Origin of the sequence: Pantoea cypripedii (assembly GCF_011395035.1) — a bacterium.
GTDB lineage: Bacteria > Pseudomonadota > Gammaproteobacteria > Enterobacterales > Enterobacteriaceae > Pantoea > Pantoea cypripedii_A.
The window spans coordinates 2,693,689-2,709,465 of the sequence record NZ_CP024768.1 but is presented as its reverse complement, the minus strand read 5'-3'; the positions used below and the strand labels follow the sequence as shown (position 1 = coordinate 2,709,465).

Annotated in this window: 14 protein-coding genes; 7 read left to right on the top strand and 7 right to left on the bottom strand. The window is 54.2% G+C overall.

What is annotated here, in order from left to right; translation table 11 throughout:
* Positions 1 to 34 precede the first annotated feature (34 nt).
* Both sbcB and CUN67_RS12560 read right to left on the bottom strand, forming a co-directional pair.
* Complete coding sequence (gene sbcB, locus CUN67_RS12565) at positions 35 to 1,462, bottom strand: exodeoxyribonuclease I (protein ID WP_208715678.1); 1,428 nt, start codon at positions 1,460 to 1,462, stop codon at positions 35 to 37.
* Positions 1,463 to 1,658: 196 nt separating this feature from the next.
* On the bottom strand, positions 1,659 to 3,077 hold the full coding sequence (locus tag CUN67_RS12560) for a DUF2142 domain-containing protein (RefSeq protein WP_208715677.1): 1,419 nt from the start codon (positions 3,075 to 3,077) through the stop codon (positions 1,659 to 1,661).
* Between the two features lie 391 nt (positions 3,078 to 3,468).
* Between CUN67_RS12560 and dacD the strand changes: the two genes are divergently transcribed.
* From dacD to tmaR, 4 genes are all read left to right on the top strand, one after another.
* Positions 3,469 to 4,635: a serine-type D-Ala-D-Ala carboxypeptidase DacD gene (dacD, locus tag CUN67_RS12555; protein WP_208717191.1), complete on the top strand. Its 1,167-nt coding sequence runs from the start codon at positions 3,469 to 3,471 to the stop codon at positions 4,633 to 4,635.
* Positions 4,636 to 4,692: 57 nt separating this feature from the next.
* On the top strand, positions 4,693 to 5,154 hold the full coding sequence (locus CUN67_RS12550) for a GyrI-like domain-containing protein (protein WP_208715676.1): 462 nt from the start codon (positions 4,693 to 4,695) through the stop codon (positions 5,152 to 5,154).
* Positions 5,155 to 5,325: 171 nt separating this feature from the next.
* Entirely contained in the window at positions 5,326 to 6,384 is a 1,059-nt protein-coding gene (locus tag CUN67_RS12545) for an FUSC family protein (RefSeq protein ID WP_208715675.1), read from the top strand.
* 170 nt (positions 6,385 to 6,554) lie between these two features.
* Positions 6,555 to 6,875 carry a PTS system regulator TmaR gene (gene tmaR, locus CUN67_RS12540; RefSeq protein ID WP_013509702.1) on the top strand — a complete coding sequence of 107 codons (321 nt, stop codon included), beginning with the start codon at positions 6,555 to 6,557 and terminating at the stop codon, positions 6,873 to 6,875.
* Between the two features lie 59 nt (positions 6,876 to 6,934).
* On the opposite strand, the gene CUN67_RS12535 is transcribed toward tmaR, so the two are convergent.
* Positions 6,935 to 7,993, bottom strand: a complete 1,059-nt coding sequence (locus CUN67_RS12535; RefSeq protein ID WP_208715674.1) for a LacI family DNA-binding transcriptional regulator — start codon at positions 7,991 to 7,993, stop codon at positions 6,935 to 6,937.
* A gap of 99 nt (positions 7,994 to 8,092) precedes the next feature.
* Here CUN67_RS12535 and CUN67_RS12530 point away from each other — a divergent pair, with 99 nt between their 5' ends.
* Positions 8,093 to 8,866 carry a YdcF family protein gene (locus CUN67_RS12530; protein WP_208715673.1) on the top strand — a complete coding sequence of 258 codons (774 nt, stop codon included), beginning with the start codon at positions 8,093 to 8,095 and terminating at the stop codon, positions 8,864 to 8,866.
* Positions 8,867 to 8,908: 42 nt separating this feature from the next.
* On the opposite strand, the gene CUN67_RS12525 is transcribed toward CUN67_RS12530, so the two are convergent.
* Positions 8,909 to 9,820, bottom strand: a complete 912-nt coding sequence (locus tag CUN67_RS12525; RefSeq protein ID WP_208715672.1) for a ketopantoate reductase family protein — start codon at positions 9,818 to 9,820, stop codon at positions 8,909 to 8,911.
* 204 nt (positions 9,821 to 10,024) lie between these two features.
* On the opposite strand from CUN67_RS12525, the gene fusA reads away from it, so the two are divergent.
* Positions 10,025 to 12,121 carry an elongation factor G gene (gene fusA / locus CUN67_RS12520; protein ID WP_208715671.1) on the top strand — a complete coding sequence of 699 codons (2,097 nt, stop codon included), beginning with the start codon at positions 10,025 to 10,027 and terminating at the stop codon, positions 12,119 to 12,121.
* Positions 12,122 to 12,123: 2 nt separating this feature from the next.
* Here the strand turns inward: fusA and CUN67_RS12515 are convergent, their stop codons facing one another.
* Both CUN67_RS12515 and CUN67_RS12510 read right to left on the bottom strand, forming a co-directional pair.
* Entirely contained in the window at positions 12,124 to 12,912 is a 789-nt protein-coding gene (locus tag CUN67_RS12515) for a phosphate/phosphite/phosphonate ABC transporter substrate-binding protein (protein ID WP_208715670.1), read from the bottom strand.
* Positions 12,905 to 13,876 (bottom strand): fatty acid desaturase, encoded by a 972-nt coding sequence (locus CUN67_RS12510; RefSeq protein ID WP_208715669.1) that lies wholly within the window; start codon positions 13,874 to 13,876, stop codon positions 12,905 to 12,907. The genes CUN67_RS12515 and CUN67_RS12510 overlap by 8 nt, the downstream gene beginning before the upstream one ends.
* Positions 13,877 to 14,087: 211 nt before the next feature.
* Between CUN67_RS12510 and CUN67_RS12505 the strand changes: the two genes are divergently transcribed.
* A complete protein-coding gene (locus tag CUN67_RS12505; RefSeq protein ID WP_208715668.1) occupies positions 14,088 to 15,110 on the top strand; it encodes an LLM class flavin-dependent oxidoreductase in 1,023 nt (340 codons plus the stop codon).
* Between the two features lie 38 nt (positions 15,111 to 15,148).
* Here the strand turns inward: CUN67_RS12505 and CUN67_RS12500 are convergent, their stop codons facing one another.
* Positions 15,149 to 15,757: a glutathione S-transferase gene (locus CUN67_RS12500; protein ID WP_208717189.1), complete on the bottom strand. Its 609-nt coding sequence runs from the start codon at positions 15,755 to 15,757 to the stop codon at positions 15,149 to 15,151.
* Positions 15,758 to 15,777: the final 20 nt, after the last annotated feature.

Sequence of the window (15,777 nt, the reverse complement as noted above, 5' to 3'; positions counted from 1 at the left end):
ATAAATCGTGCCGCTACGCCTCAGACAGGGGTGATTACGAAACCAGTTCCTGCGCATACAAATACAGGGATTTTAACAATCCCAGCTTTTCGTTATTCCCTTCATGCAAACTCGCCAGTGACTCCAGCTCCAGCAGGAATGCCTGTACACGCTCGGCATTCAGCGCTTCGCGGCGATGCTGTAACCAGCGCTGCTGCTCAGCATCATCCAGCGTCCCCGGGAAGTTGCGCGCCCGGTAGCGGAACAACAGCTTAGCGATGCGCTTATCATCAAAGGTCAAATCCAGTGCGGGCAGATTCTGTGCCGGTGTCTGACGCACGATATTCATTGCTGCACGGTCGGCATCACTGAAGAAACCGTTATACAGCTGCGCATCCACATCATCAGATGGCGTAAACGGCTCGGCTTCAGCAAATAACGTCACCGCTTTTTCCCGTACTTCCGCATGCTGACGCAACAGCGCAAGGTTTGCCAGGCAGGCCTGGCGATCGATATTCAGCCGCTCGGCATCTTCCGGACGCAGTGTATTCGCCGGGGCCAGCACCGGGCATTTATTGATATGTACCAGTTTGAGCGGGACGGCCGCACGATCGCCCAGCTCGCTGTGGCGGGTATACAACCGTTCGCGCAGTTCATCAGGAGACAGTTCCAGCAGCGGGCTCATGTCTCCCGCCAGATCGACCACGATCAACGCATTACGGTTATCCGGGTGCCATGCCAGCGGCACAATCCAGCTGGTGTTGCCCCGCGCTGCGCCGAACATCCCCGAAACATGCACCAGCGGCTTCATTTGCGGGATGTCGATCAACGTCATCAGTTTCTGTTTATTACGATGCGTAAACAGGAACTCAAACAGTTTGGGTTGTTTCTCTTTGACCAGCTTTGCCATTGCCAGCGTGGCATAGACATCAGACATCGCATCATGCGCCTGTTCGTGTGCCACGCCGTTCGCTTTGGTCAGATGCTCCAGTTTAAAGCTGGGGAAACCGTCATCATTTTCCGGCCAGATAATGCCTTCCGGGCGCAACGCGTAGCAGGCGCGCATCACATCCAGCAAATCCCAGCGCGAGTTACCGTTCTGCCAGCTCCAGCCGTAGGGATCGAAGAAATTTCGATAGAAAATGTTGCGGGTGACTTCATCATCAAAACGGACATTGTTGTAACCCAGCACGCAGGTCTGTGCTTCGGTAAACAGGCCATGAATACGCTCGGCAAATGCCGCTTCCGTGACACCGCGCGCCTGCGCTGTCTGCGGGGTAATGCCGGTAATCATCACCGCTTCAGGTTGCGGCAGATAATCATCTGCGGGCTGGCAATAAAACACCTGCGGTTCACCTATGGCATTGAAATCTTTATCGGTACGTAACCCGGCAAACTGTGCAGGTCGGTCAAGTGACGGACTCTTACCGAAGGTTTCGTAATCGTGAAAGAGAAAGGTAGGTTGTTCGCGATCGTTTGCCAAAATTTTTACCTGTTTACTTTTTTTGTTAAGGTATTGATTAGAAAGCAATAAAATCTACTCTCTCACCGGACTTACCTGCATATGTTAATAGTTATTAGCGTTTAATGGTTTTAGTTCAGGCAATCTTAGCAGTATCAAGTGACCAGACTAATTTTTCCTTTCCAGGAAGAACTAAAAGCCCCAAAAGGGGCTTTTTTTAAACGTAAAGCGGAAGATATGTCTGGATACTCAGGAAACTCACGTAGCTTATCAATGCAAGATAGATAAAGGCAGTAACCAGCATTAACCGGCCATCCGTTGCTGCATTCATTATCGAAGAGTTAACGATGCGGGATGAGGAGGAGAGGCTTAATACAATAAAAAGCATCATCACCATAAGGCTGATGATGAAATAACGCCCCTGAACGCCAGCCACAATGCCGAGATCCAGACGAGAGAATCCAACCCAGAGAGCAAGAAATATGAGGGCAATGCTGCCAATACTCATCACGGGAAGAAGTGCCAATCGAAACCAACCAAAATCCAGCCTGGATTTTGTAACACTAATAACCGACGCAAGTCCTGCCAGCATTATTGCGGAGCGACAGAAGGGGCCACCATATGTCCAAGTGAAAAGTTGTGGGCCGCCACCAAAGGTTGCGAACATCTTATTAAACATGTCCGGTGTCTGGATCCAGATGCTTTTCAGAATGAACAGCGTTGTACCTAGTGGGTCACTTATTAACCTGGATTTCGCGGCATTAATATCTCCTCCTGAATGCCAGAATTCACTTGGTACCCACGAATAATGACCATTCCATGCCAACGCAACAGCACACCCTGCAATGATACTTCCTGAAATATATCCCAACCATTTAACTTTGCTGCTAAATAATGATGCCGGTATCAATGCCAGGAAGGGCAGAAAGGCAATGTTAGTCATTTTGAGTAAGCCGATCAGACAGGCCATGACAAAGGTAATGAGGAGAATCCTCTCTTTGAGAATAGCCATGCGCAGGCAGCAGGCTATGAACATTACGGTAATCAGGTTGGTGACCGGGTCCGGGCTGTATGATGAAGCCAGATTAATCAGCGTTGGGAAGGAAAGTACCATCAATGTTGGGATTCGCATGACCGGCATCATCATCACTGCGATGTAGATCATACCGACGAAAAATACCAGGTTCAGTAATCGTCCGGCATACATTTGAGTATCTATTCCCATGCCTGTTAGTCGGGCGGAAGCGATACCGATGGCTGATGGAAAATAGAGCAACGGCGAATAGGTTGCAGAAGGCGCGAAGTTGAAACATGTATTGTGGTCGTTTTTCGAACCATCTAATTCAGCTGCTCTGCGACGAGCTGCTTCACGACTTGCTGGCTCATTTTTATCCTGAGAGATAAAAAAAGGCCATACATAAGCCAGCGCCTTGTCATTTACGCATCCACCCCATGCACCTTTCTCGTTGTTAATCTGCTTAGGTAGCATTTCGCCTTGGGAAATTTGATAAGCACGAAAGAAATGGAATCTCTCATCTAACCCGGTGAGAGGTGTGTTTTTGAAAACGAAAAATAACCCAATAATGGTTATCGCCAGTAGGTAAAGCAGGATTATACCCTTCTCCAACCTGATCATTTCTTCCCCATTTTTACTCTAATAGCCCCAGAACCACTTAAATTTGTCTTTAAAATAATCGGCTATTAATTAGTACTTAGCCAAAAATCATTGTGATCGTAAAAAGACGACTAATTTACCATCACCGGGTCTGCAGTAGTAGTGAACTCTTTACCATTTTCCCTCTTGGCAGGCATATGGTCTGAGTGTCAGGTTCTTGTCACTCTTGGCTATGTAAAATCAACGCACAGAATAGTCGTCCGGCTGGCACAGTACAACCTTCCTCCTCAGCTCTGCGCACCCGCGCGCAGAATTTGTCCTCAGTTCATACTTTTTTTCAATTTATTCAAACCTCTTAAAGGCATTTGCCGTACAAAGTGCGGCGGTAAATTCATTTTTTGAGGAAGAAGTGTTGAAAAGGCGTCTGCTGGTAACTGTATCTGGAATGATTTTTTGGGCATCGCTGGCGCAGGCTGACGACAGCATGCCATTCCCCCTGACGCCTCCGTCGATTGATGCGGCTTCCTGGGTGCTGATGGACGCGACTACCGGGCAGATTCTCACCGCCGGGAACCCCGATGAGGAGCGTAACCCGGCCAGCCTGACCAAGCTGATGACCGGCTACGTGGTGGATCGGGCTATCGATCAGCACAAAATCACGCGCGACGATGTGGTTACCGTTGGCAAAGATGCCTGGGCCGCAGGCAACCCGGTATTTAAAGGTTCTTCGTTGATGTTCCTCAAGCCTGGCGACAAAGTGACGGTGCGTGATCTGAGCCGTGGGGTGATCATCGATTCAGGCAATGACGCCTGCGTGGCACTGGCCGACTATGTGGCGGGCAGCCAGCAAAACTTCGTCGACATAATGAACAGCTACGTGCAGAAACTGGGCCTGACGCATACCCACTTCGAAACCGTGCACGGTCTGGATGCACCGGGGCAGCATAGCACTGCGCGCGATCTGGCGGTGCTGGCACGCGCCATCATCCATGGCGAACCCGATTTCTATGCCATGTACAGTGAAAAAACCCTCACCTGGAACGGAATCACCCAGAACAACCGTGTCGGTCTGTTGTGGGATAATAACCTGCACGTTGACGGCATGAAAACCGGCCATACCGAAACCGCCGGTTTTAACATTATCGCCTCGAATATCATTGGTCAGCATCGTCTGATAGCGGTGATTATGGGGGGTAAAAGCCCGAAAGGTCGTGAGGAACAGGCACGCAAGCTGCTGGTCTGGGGTCAGAACAACTTTGACACCGTCCAACTGTTCCATGCAGGCAAGAAGATTGGCACCGAAAACGTCTGGTACGGTAATCCGCATCAGGTGGATGTCGGCACCACCCAGGACATCTATCTCTCGCTGCCGCGCAGCGAAGTGCAGAACGTAAAAGCGAAATACGTTATTGACCGCAAAGATCTGGAAGCGCCATTGAAGGCCAACGAGCAGGTGGGTGAGATTCAGGTGATGGACAAGGACAAGCAGCTGGCAAGCTATCCGCTCTACGCGCTGACGGCAGTCAATAAAGCCGGGATCGTGACGCGTATTGAAGATTACCTGAAGCAAAAACTGTAAGCATGGTCTAACTTCGGTATCAGCATCCCCATTTTGCGGCTGATACCGAGGTGAATCATGAAAACATCCATCGTTGATCGTCCGGCGCAAAGCTGGGTCGGTTATCGCCTGAAGGGACCCTGGCAGGAAACCGTGCCCCAGGGTTTTGGGCAACTGAAGGTGTGGGCGGCGCGTCATGGCTTTTCCGGGGAGTGGATGGCCATTTACTATGGCAATCCCCAGGCGTTACCCCCTGAAGAGTTAGTCGTGGAAACTGTGCTCACGGTTGCGGCTGATTTTGCCCTCGCAGCAGGGGACAATATTCAGCACGGCACGCTGGCGGGAGGCTACTACTTCCACACCTGCCATGAAGTCATTAATAACGACTTCTTTGGTGCCTGGAATGAGTTGTTCACATTATTGCAGCAACGCAGTGACTGGCAAATCGATGAACGGCCCTGCTATGAGCATTATCTTTCCGATGGAACGCAAAGTGGCAACTGGCTGCTGAACATGTATATTCCGGTGCGGCCACGTTAAAAACGTTCATGGCGTTACATCTATGTTTCGATTGGGAAAAAAGGATGTAGCGCGCATGTTGGTTTTTGTAAGCAGTGGTCAAAAAGTCAGTAAAAATGCGCGTCAGGGGTTAAGGAATCCTGTTTTGCCAGGGTAACATAGCGCGCAAAATTTTCCCGTTCCCGGATCATCATGTTACGCGCTGATAAGCCTATTTCATCCATTGAGTTCTGGCTCTACCGCCATTATCGCGCCGTACATGGCGTGCGTATCGCTATCGCTTTTGTCCTGAGTTTTTTGTTTGTCCGTCTGACTGACATCCCGGAAGGAACCTGGCCGCTGATTACCTTAGTGGTGGTGATGGGGCCGATCTCAACCTGGGGAAATGTCTTTCCTCGTGTTGTCCAGCGTATCATTGGTACCTTTGCCGGGGCTGTCTCGGGACTGATCGCATTGAAGCTGGAACTGATCTCGCTGCCGGTCATGCTGGTGTGGTGTTTCACGGTAATGGTGGTGTGCGGTTATCTCACTCTCGGCAAACATCCTTATATGGCGCTGCTGATTGGCATCACCCTGAGTGTGGTGGTCGGCGCACCGGCAGGGGATTTCACCGTGGCGATGTGGCGCGGCGGGGATGTGATTCTGGGGTCGCTGATGGCGCTGTTGTTCACCGCCATCTGGGCGCAGCGTGCCTACATTCACTGGCGTATCCAGCTCTCCGATGCCTTTATCAATATGGCGAAAATTCATCACACCGGTTTTTCTGCCAACCTGGTGGATAAGCCACGGTTGAATAAACCGTTTCAGAAACTGCTCACCAGCGTGATCAAAATGCGCGCGCTACTGGAACCCGCCAGCAAAGAGACCCGCATTCCCAAATCGGTGTTTGAAGCCATTCAGACCATAAACCGTAATATGGTTAACACCATGCAGATGCAAATTGATGCGTGGTGGGCGTCACGCGAGAGTCATTATTTGCTGCTGAATGCACCCGCGTTACGCCGCACCCAGCAGATGACGGAAAACACCCTGAAGGCACTGGCGGTGCTGATGGTCAAAGGGGAGACGGAGCAGGTCACGGCGAACAGCCATGAACTGGGCAATATCATGCAGGAGCTGGAGCAGTTGATTGCTAATGGTAGCAAGCAGCTGGAAACCACCTCGATTTACGGTTATGTCTGGCTGAGCCTTGAACAGGCACGCCAGCTGGAGCGTATGACTGATTTGGTTCGTCTGGCGTTACGTAAATAGTTTTCGCGGCAATGACTTAATGTGAATCGCCCTTTCTTTGCGCTAAGATAAGTCCCTGTCCGATTTTAGCTGTGAAAATTGCTTACCAGGCTGGCAAGCCGCTAAGCTGAAGGTTAGACCCGTCATTGACTATTCCGCCTGCTCAGGCAGGCCTAAAGAAAGGTGCCAACATGGAAAATGCCAAGCAATCATTTCAGGACGTTCTGGAGTTTGTGCGTATGTTTCGTCGTAAAAACAAACTACAGCGCGAAATTACGGACAATGAGAAGAAAATCCGTGATAACCAGAAACGTGTGTTGCTGCTGGATAACCTGAGCGAATACATCAAACCGGGCATGAGCGTTGAGGCGATTCAGGAAATTATCGCCAGCATGCGCGTGGACTATGAAGACCGCGTGGACGAGTACATCATTAAAAACGCGGATCTTTCCAAAGAACGCCGTGAGCTGTCGAAAAAACTCAAGGCGATGGGCGAACCCAAGCCGCAATAACCATTCAGGGGCCGAAAGGCCCCTGAATATTTTCGGTAGAGGCGCGATAAATCGCGCTGCTACGGGCGCATTAAGCGTCGAGCCAATTGCTGCAACTGTTGCGCCACCTCGGCGACATCTGGCTTTTCCTGTTGCGGCGCTGCCGTGGTTTCCCGTACCACCAGCGTAGTGTCCAGGGGTGGTTCGTCGTGGCTCGTACCGTCCAGCCGCACCAATAATCGATCAACACTGACCGCACCGAGCTGCTGCAAATCCTGGCGCACCGTCGTGAGGGGAGGCTGGTACCAGGCACTTTCCGCTGTGTCGTCATAACCAATCAGCGAGATTTCTGCGGGAATTTGCACGCCATGCTGATGCAGTGCGCGCATCGCGCCGAGCGCCATCTGATCGTTCGCCACCAGCAGCGCCTGCGGCAGGTGGTGTGGTAACTGGCTGAGCAACGCCTGATAACCTGACGCCGCACTCCAGTCCCCCTCCAGCACGCAACAGGCTGTAAGCCTGTGTGCTGCCAGCGCCTGTTGCCACGCCTGAAAGCGTGCACGAGCAGAAGCTGAGCTTGCCGGACCGTTCAGCACCCCAATCTGGCGATGGCCGAGCGCCACCAGATGATCCACCGCCTGGCGGGCGCCAGATTCGCTGCGATACTGACATTGAGCGACCGCTGCATTGCGTTCAACATCAAGAAACAGAACCGGTTTATCGCCACATTGCTGCTGAATCTGTTCTGCCACGCGGGTGTCCAGTGGCAGATTGATCAGCAGCGCATCAACCCGCTGCGCCAGCAGTTCATTGACCGTGTCCTGTGCGCTGCCTGACGCCATGGCCATCACCAGATGATAGCCAAGCGCTGCGGCACGCTGCTGGATGGCTGAGGCGATTTGCGCCGGTGCCATCAGCGCCAGATCGCTGGTAGCCAGCCCCAGCGTGCGGGTGGCTTTACCGGCCAGTTGCTGCGCTACGCGGTTCGGCACATAGTTGAGTTGCTGCATCGCGGCCTCAACTTTTTCCCGGGTACGCGGTGATACCTGTACGGAACGGTTAAGCACACGGGAAACGGTCTGATAGGAAACCCCCGCCAGTTGAGCGACGTCATCGAGGGTTACGGAGCGCGAAGTCATTGAACTCTCCTGAAGATGATAGCGGCGAGTGTAGCAAATTTTTCCCTGTCGGCGTGGTCTTAAGGCGTACACTGCGAGAGATAACCTGAGGAGAACAGCATGCAACTCAATAAGGAACACATTCGCGATATCAACACCCTGGCGCAGTGGCTGGCGCTGGATCATATGCCGCAGCAGGGCACGCTGGAAGCTGACCTGGCGATTCTGGCTGGCCATGCGGTGCTACCGAATATTGAAGGTGTGGTCGCGCTGGCAAAGAAATACCAGCTGCCATTATTAATCAGCGGCGGGATTGGTCATTCTACGCCGTTACTGGCACAGATGATGGCCGCGCATCCGCTGTATCGGCAAATTAATACGCAGGGCAAAAGTGAGGCAGCAATGCTGGGTGACATTGCGCGCGTATTTGCGGCGTTGCCGGACGATCAACTGTTGCTGGAAGAACAATCACGTAACTGCGGAGAAAATGCCGCGTTCAGTCAGCAATTGCTGGATGCCGAGCAATGGCAGCCGCAGCGGGTGATTCTGGTGCAGGATCCCCTGATGCAACGTCGTACCTGGGAAACTTTCCGCTGGCAATGGCGCGATCGCGCCGACGCCCCGGAATTTATCAGCTGGCCGGTATTTATCCCTCAGGTGATTATCGATTCCGGGATGTTGCGTATCACCGGGGCGCCGCCGCAGGGATTATGGTCAATGGAGCGGTTCCTGTCGTTGCTGATGGGGGAAGTGCAGCGGCTGCGTGATGATGAAAATGGTTATGGGCCACGCGGCAAAGGATTCTTTGGTCATGTTGATGTGCCGGAAGCGGTAGAAGCCGGGTGGCAACGGTTGATGCGTTTGCCGGGCGTGCAGTCACGCGTCGCGGGTTAATGTCTGTCGCGGCGCGATTTATCGCGCCGCGACGGTTCAGCACTAACGATTCTTCAGATATACCTGCAAATTGACATACACCGCATTCAGCAGCGGCGTTACCACGCCATTACGCGTGCCGCGCACCAGCAGGTCGCCGATAATCTGGTCGGCTTCGATATCATACCCCTGGGTCAGGTCACGATACATCGACGAGGTCATCGGCGTCGCCGGGTTATTCAGCGTCTCAAAAATCTTCGCGGTCACTGCCGGGCGTTCCTGGTAACCTTCCGCGCTGATGACGGACAGCACTTCACCGAAAATGCCCCGCAATAACGCTTCCCCGCCCTGTGACGTCAGGACCTGCTGGGTATTACCACGGCCAATACAGCAGACGGCACCGAGCGTACTGAGCAGCAGCCACTTTTCCCACAGTTCGCTGCTGATGTTATCGGCAAAAACGCTGTCGAACTGCGCACCACTCAGGGCTTCATTCACCCGTTGCAGACGTGCATCGTTATGACCATTCAGTGCGCCATAGAACAGGATATGCAGCGGGGTCATCTGTATCACTTCACCGTTTTCACCCAGGGTTGCATTGATTTTGCACAGGCCGCCAATCACCTGGTCGCCAAAGCGGCTGCGCAACGTATCGATATGCCGCATGCCGTTCAGGATCGGCATAATCAACGTCTCCGGGCCAACCGCAGGGGCGATATCTTCAATCGCCTGTGACAGACCAAAGCTTTTCACCGTCAGGATAATCAGATCATAAGTGCCGTGCAGCGCACCGGCCTGCACCAGCTGCGGTTGCAGGATTTCGCTGCTGGTGGGGGTTTTAAGTACCAGCCCGCCGCTTTTTAACTGCTGAAAACGGCGCTCGCGCACCAGAAAAGTCACATCACGTCCTGCTTGCGCCAGACGCGCACCGAAATACCCGCCGGTTGCGCCGGCGCCGACTACCAGAATGCGCATGGTTGTGTTTCCCGTTGAGAATGAGATCCCTACCTTAAAACGCAGCGGCATGGGATGCCAGTAGTCAAATGCGTATTGATGTAATGACGATTGTTGAAAAACAGCTCAAACTGTTCGTATTCATTCGTACAATGGGTCTAAGCTGTTTAGCAGCAGCGGGCAATGGTGCCCGCTTTTTTCCGTCGAACAGACTAAGGACGCATCATGCCCCGACCGCTACCCATCGAACGTTATCGCAATATCGGCATTTCCGCGCACATCGATGCCGGTAAAACCACCACCACCGAGCGCATCCTGTTTTACACCGGGATGAGCCATAAGCTGGGTGAAGTGCACGATGGCGCGGCAACCACCGACTGGATGGCGCAGGAGCAGGAGCGTGGTATCACCATCACCTCGGCTGCGGTGAGCTGCTACTGGCCAGGTATGGATGGCAGCTTTGCGCCGCATCGTATCAATATCATCGATACCCCCGGACACGTCGATTTTACTATCGAGGTGGAACGTTCTATGCGCGTACTGGATGGCGCGGTGATGGTGTATGACGCTGTCGGTGGCGTGCAGCCGCAATCGGAAACCGTCTGGCGTCAGGCCAATAAATATCATGTGCCGCGCATTGCCTTCGTCAACAAAATGGACCGTCAGGGTGCGGATTTCTTCCATGTGGTGCAGATGATGAAAGATCGTCTGCACGCCAATCCGGTGCCGATTGTGATCCCGATTGGTGCCGAGGAACACTTTACCGGCGTGGTTGACCTGATCAAAATGCGCGCCATTTACTGGGATGAGGCGACCCAGGGGATGACCTTCAATTACGCCCCTATCCCGGATGACTTGCAGGCACTGGCGGCGGAGTGGCGCGAAAACATGGTCGCCGCAGCGGCAGAAGCCAGTGAAGCGTTGATGGATGCGTACCTTGAACAGGGTGATCTGAGCGAGGAGCAGGTGATTGCCGGTTTACGCCAGCGTACTTTGCAGAACGAGATCCAGCCGATGCTGTGCGGCAGCGCTTTCAAAAACAAAGGCGTGCAGCGCATGCTGGATGCGGTGATCGAGCTGATGCCGTCGCCGGTGGATGTGCCGCCGGTAGCCGGGGTGGATGAGCGTGGTGAACACGCTGAACGCCATGCCGATGATGATGAGCCATTCTCGGCGCTGGCCTTCAAACTGATGAGCGATCCCTATGTCGGCCAGCTGACCTTTGTGCGCGTCTATTCAGGCGTGCTGCGCAAAGGCGACAGCGTATGGAACGCGGTGAAAGGGCGTAAAGAACGTATCGGACGCATTGTGCAGATGCAGGCCAATGATCGTATCGAAATCGAAGAGATTCGAGCCGGGGATATTGCTGCCTGTGTGGGGCTGAAAGAGGTGACCACCGGCGAAACCCTGTGCGATCCCAACGCGGTGATCACGCTGGAGCGCATGGAATTCCCGGAACCGGTCATTTCGCTCTCCATCGAGCCGAAAACCAAGAGTGATCAGGAAAAAATGGGGCTGGCGTTGCAGCGGCTGGCGGCGGAAGACCCGTCATTCCGTCTGCATACCGATGAAGAATCGGGCCAGACGATTATTTCCGGTATGGGTGAGCTGCATCTGGAAATTATCGTTGATCGCATGAAGCGTGAGTTTGGTGTTGAAGCCAACATTGGCCGACCGCAGGTCACCTACCGTGAAACCATCCGTAAAACGGTGCGTGACGTGGAAGGGAAGTTTGTGCGTCAGTCCGGTGGTAAAGGTCAGTATGGGCACGTAGTCCTGACGCTGGAACCCCAGCAGGCGGGAGCCGGTTTTGCATTTGAGGATGCCACCAAAGGCGGCGTGGTGCCGCGCGAGTTTATCCCTTCGGTAGAGAAGGGTATTCGCGAAGCACTCAACAGCGGCGTGCTGGCGGGCTATCCGGTGGTGGATATCAAAGCCACTCTGACATTTGGTTCCTACCATGATGTCGACTCGTCGGAAATGGCGTTCCGTATGGCGGCGATTTTTGGCTTTAAAGCGGCAGCGAAACTGGCTGACCCGGTGATCCTCGAACCGGTGATGCAGGTCGAAGTGGAAACGCCGGAAGAGTACGCCGGTAACGTGATGGGGGATCTTTCATCACGCCGTGGCACGTTGCAGGGCATGGACGAACGTTTTGGCGCCCGTATCATCCGCGCCGAAGTGCCGCTGGCAGAGATGTTTGGTTACTCCACCACGCTGCGTTCGATGTCGCAGGGACGTGCCACCTACAGCATGGAGTTTAACCACTACGCCGAAGCTCCGAAAAATGTGGCTGACGCGATCATTGCCTCACGTCATTAAACTTACAGCGCCGTCACGCCTCGCATGGCGGCCTGCTGTTCCCACAGCAATACCTCATCATAAAAAGCGCGATCCGGCGTGGCGAAACCGCCAATCAGGCTGGCAGCGCACAGCTCCTGGTACGCCTCATCTTCTGTCAACTGCGTGAGCGCAGCGCGTAATTGTGCCAGCGTATGCGCGTCGGTCTGTGCCGCAGTGATCAACGGCAGCGCGGCGCACAGTGGCGTTTCACCGATAATCGACAGTCCGGCCAGTTCCTCGGGAAAATTGCGCTGCACCAGCGCCCAGGTGATGCAGTCGATGGCGGCGATAGCCGCCCGGCCCTGACGCAGTTCAGCCAGTGACTGGCGATGACTACCGCTGAAGTGAGTCTCAGCAAAAAAGCGCCCCTGCTGTGCCAGCGGAGCCACCACATAACGCAGCGAGTTGTAGCCGGAGTGCGAATCATCGCTGTTGCACACCGCGCGGCGACCGCGAAAATCAGCCAGCGTCAGTGCCTTGTCCTCATCACGCACCACCAGCCAGCTGCGATAGCGCAGACCCTCACACCCTGGCGCACTGGACTGAAATGCCCCGACCAGTTGTACCTCCGGCAGCAGTTTCACCAGCGGGTAACCGCAGGTCTGGCTCAGCAATAAATCGTTAGCGCGCCAGTGCGGCAGCAGGTCGCTGTGCCACTCCACCTTTGCTGTGATACCACGTGTTGCCATCAGCTGTGCCAGCGCGCCGATTAACGCTTCGGTCACGGTGTGATTGATGTCGTACATCGGTAATGACAACCGTTTAGTCATCCTGTGCATCCTGTTTGCGGCCCGGATGGGCGTTAACATTGACCGGCCTGGCCCAGAAGCGTCGCAGCCACTCGGCATAACCGGCGACACGAAAGCCCTGATTACGCTGGAAGTAGCCATCCCGGTGCAGCAGGTAAACCCTTCGCAGGCCATACCACGGCAGGCCAGGCAGATCGTGATGTACTGAATGATAGTTGAGGTTGAGAAACAACAAACGCCACGGCAGTGCAGCTTCGTTATTGACCGAACGAGCCAGCGGTTCCTCTTCGGCCCGATGTTCGTAAAAGGAGCGGACTTTAGTCAACGCCAGCGCCGGATAGCTGACGCCCAGCACCCACCACAATGGTGAATAGCCCTGATGTGCCAGCCAGATAAACAGCACAGCCAGCAGGCCGAGATGAATCATCCACATGGCGATGGCGCGCCCGTCACGCTGGCGGAAAGCGTTCAGCATGGCGTGCAGGGTGGCGAGGATATCCAGCACGGGTCCCAGCAACAGACGACCGGGGAAGGTATTACGCAGGTGGATTATCCGGCGCTGCCATGGCGGGAGCCGCGCCCAATGTTCCGGCGTCAGGTAATAGCTTTCCGGGTCGTCCTGTGGATCGGTCAGGGTGTGGTTGCGATGGTGCGCCAGATGCGAATCACGATACAACCCATACGGATACCACACCGCCAGCGGCAGGGTGCCAAACAGCTGGTTAAGGCGCGGCCAGCGCGTGGGGTGACCGTGAATCAGTTCATGCTGCAACGACATATACCAGGTGGTGAAGATAATCATCAGCAGGGTGGTGGCGGGTAACCCCAGCCGTTGCCCATACCACAAGGTGCCAAACCAGCCGCCATACACCGCCATTATCAGCAGCCAGGTCGGCAACTCCGTGCGCCACAGCCAGCTGCGTCTTAATTGATGAATGTGTTCACGTTGTTGTGCGTTGATATAGGCGGAGGAACGCTGAGTCATGATGATGGCCTGAGTAATATTGCTCCGCCAGACGATGATGCAGCGCCGGAAAAAAGACAAAGACCTTAATTTTCTTACTTATGTCGAAAAACTTGATGATACGGTTGAAAACTATTGGCTATCAGTACGGACGCGTCTGACGTAACCTTTCAGCATCGAATCTGAACTGACTTATGCCGGGGCGTAACCCGCCCACCAGGAGAATATTTCCATGAAAAAGATTGGCTTCTTATCCTTTGGTCACTGGACACCATCATCGCAGTCCGCCACCCGTTCCGCGCAGGATGTGCTGTTGCAATCAATCGATCTGGCTGTCGCGGCTGAAGAATTAGGTGCCGATGGCGCTTATTACCGCGTGCATCACTTTGCCCGTCAGTTGAGTTCTCCCTTCCCGCTGCTGGCTGCGGTGGGTGCACGTACCAAAAAGATTGAGATTGGTACTGGCGTGATTGATATGCGTTATGAAAATCCGCTGTACATGGCGGAAGACGCCGGTGCAGCGGACCTGATCTCCAATGGACGTCTGCAACTGGGCATCAGCCGTGGTTCGCCGGAGCAGGTGGTCGAAGGTTATCGCTACTTTGGTTATAACCCGAAGGAAGGCGAGAGCGATGCGGATATGGGCCGTCGCCACACCGAGGAATTCCTTGAGGTGCTGCGCGGTGAAGGTTTTGCCAAACCCAACCCGCAGCCGATGTTCCCGAATCCGCCGGGCCTGCTGCGTCTGGAGCCGTTCTCAGAAGGGCTGCGTGAGCGTATCTGGTGGGGTTCTGGCTCGAACGCGACAGCAATCTGGGCGGCACAGCAGGGGATGAATCTGCAAAGTTCTACGCTGAAAGATGATGAAACCGGTGAGCCGTTCCACATCCAGCAGGCGAAACAGATTCGTGCTTACCGTGAAGCCTGGCAGGCGGCGGGACATCAGCATACGCCACGCGTTTCGGTCAGCCGGAGCATTTTTGCCCTGACGAACGATATCGACCGTGCCTATTTCGGTCGCAGTGGCCAGGAACAGGATTCGGTTGGTTTCCTCGATGAGAAAACCCGCGCCATCTTTGGCCGCAGCTATGCCGCGGAGCCGGAACAGCTGATCAAACAGCTGGCGCAGGATGAGGCGATTGCTGAAGCGGATACTTTGCTGCTGACCATTCCGAACCAGCTGGGCGTTGATTACTGTGCGCATGTGATGGAAGCGATTCTGACTCATGTGGCACCAGAGCTGGGCTGGCGTTAATATCATGTAGGGTGCGCATTCATGCGCACCTGAATTTTTTATTCCGTTGGAAACCGGGCAAACAGCGGCGTCGCTTCCATCGTCTGCGCCACCCGCTGCAAATGTGGATGCGATTCTGCCGGCACCACCTGCGGAATAATCGACTGAATAAATCCCCAGATCACCGCGCTGCTGATCGCCACCTGATCCGGTTGGTGTGGGTTGATCGCACGTTCCGCCAGCAATCTATCCCAGGCTTTACACGCCGCCAGCAACTGCTGCGTTACGCGGTCTAACCATGGCTGATGCCGTTTTTCCTCAGGACGCAGGCTCAGTTCGTACTGGTATTGCACCGCTTTATCGCTGGCAGCCAGCGCCAGGCCGAGAATCTGCGTATCTTTGGCCAGTGCCGTCGCACCTGTGGGCAGCAGCTTGCGTGGTGTATCCGCGAGGGTTTCGAGGTAGTTCAGAATCAGCGATGAATCCATCAACGTGCCGCCATCTTCCAGCAACAAGGTTGGCGCTTTCACCACCGCATTCAGTTGGGCAAACTGATCAAAATTACGAAACACCGACAATGACTGATGCTCAAACGCGATACCGTAATGTGCGAGGGAAATTGCGACGCGACGCACGTAAGGGGAATCCAGCATACCAATCAGTTTCATCATGACTCCTTGTTAATCCT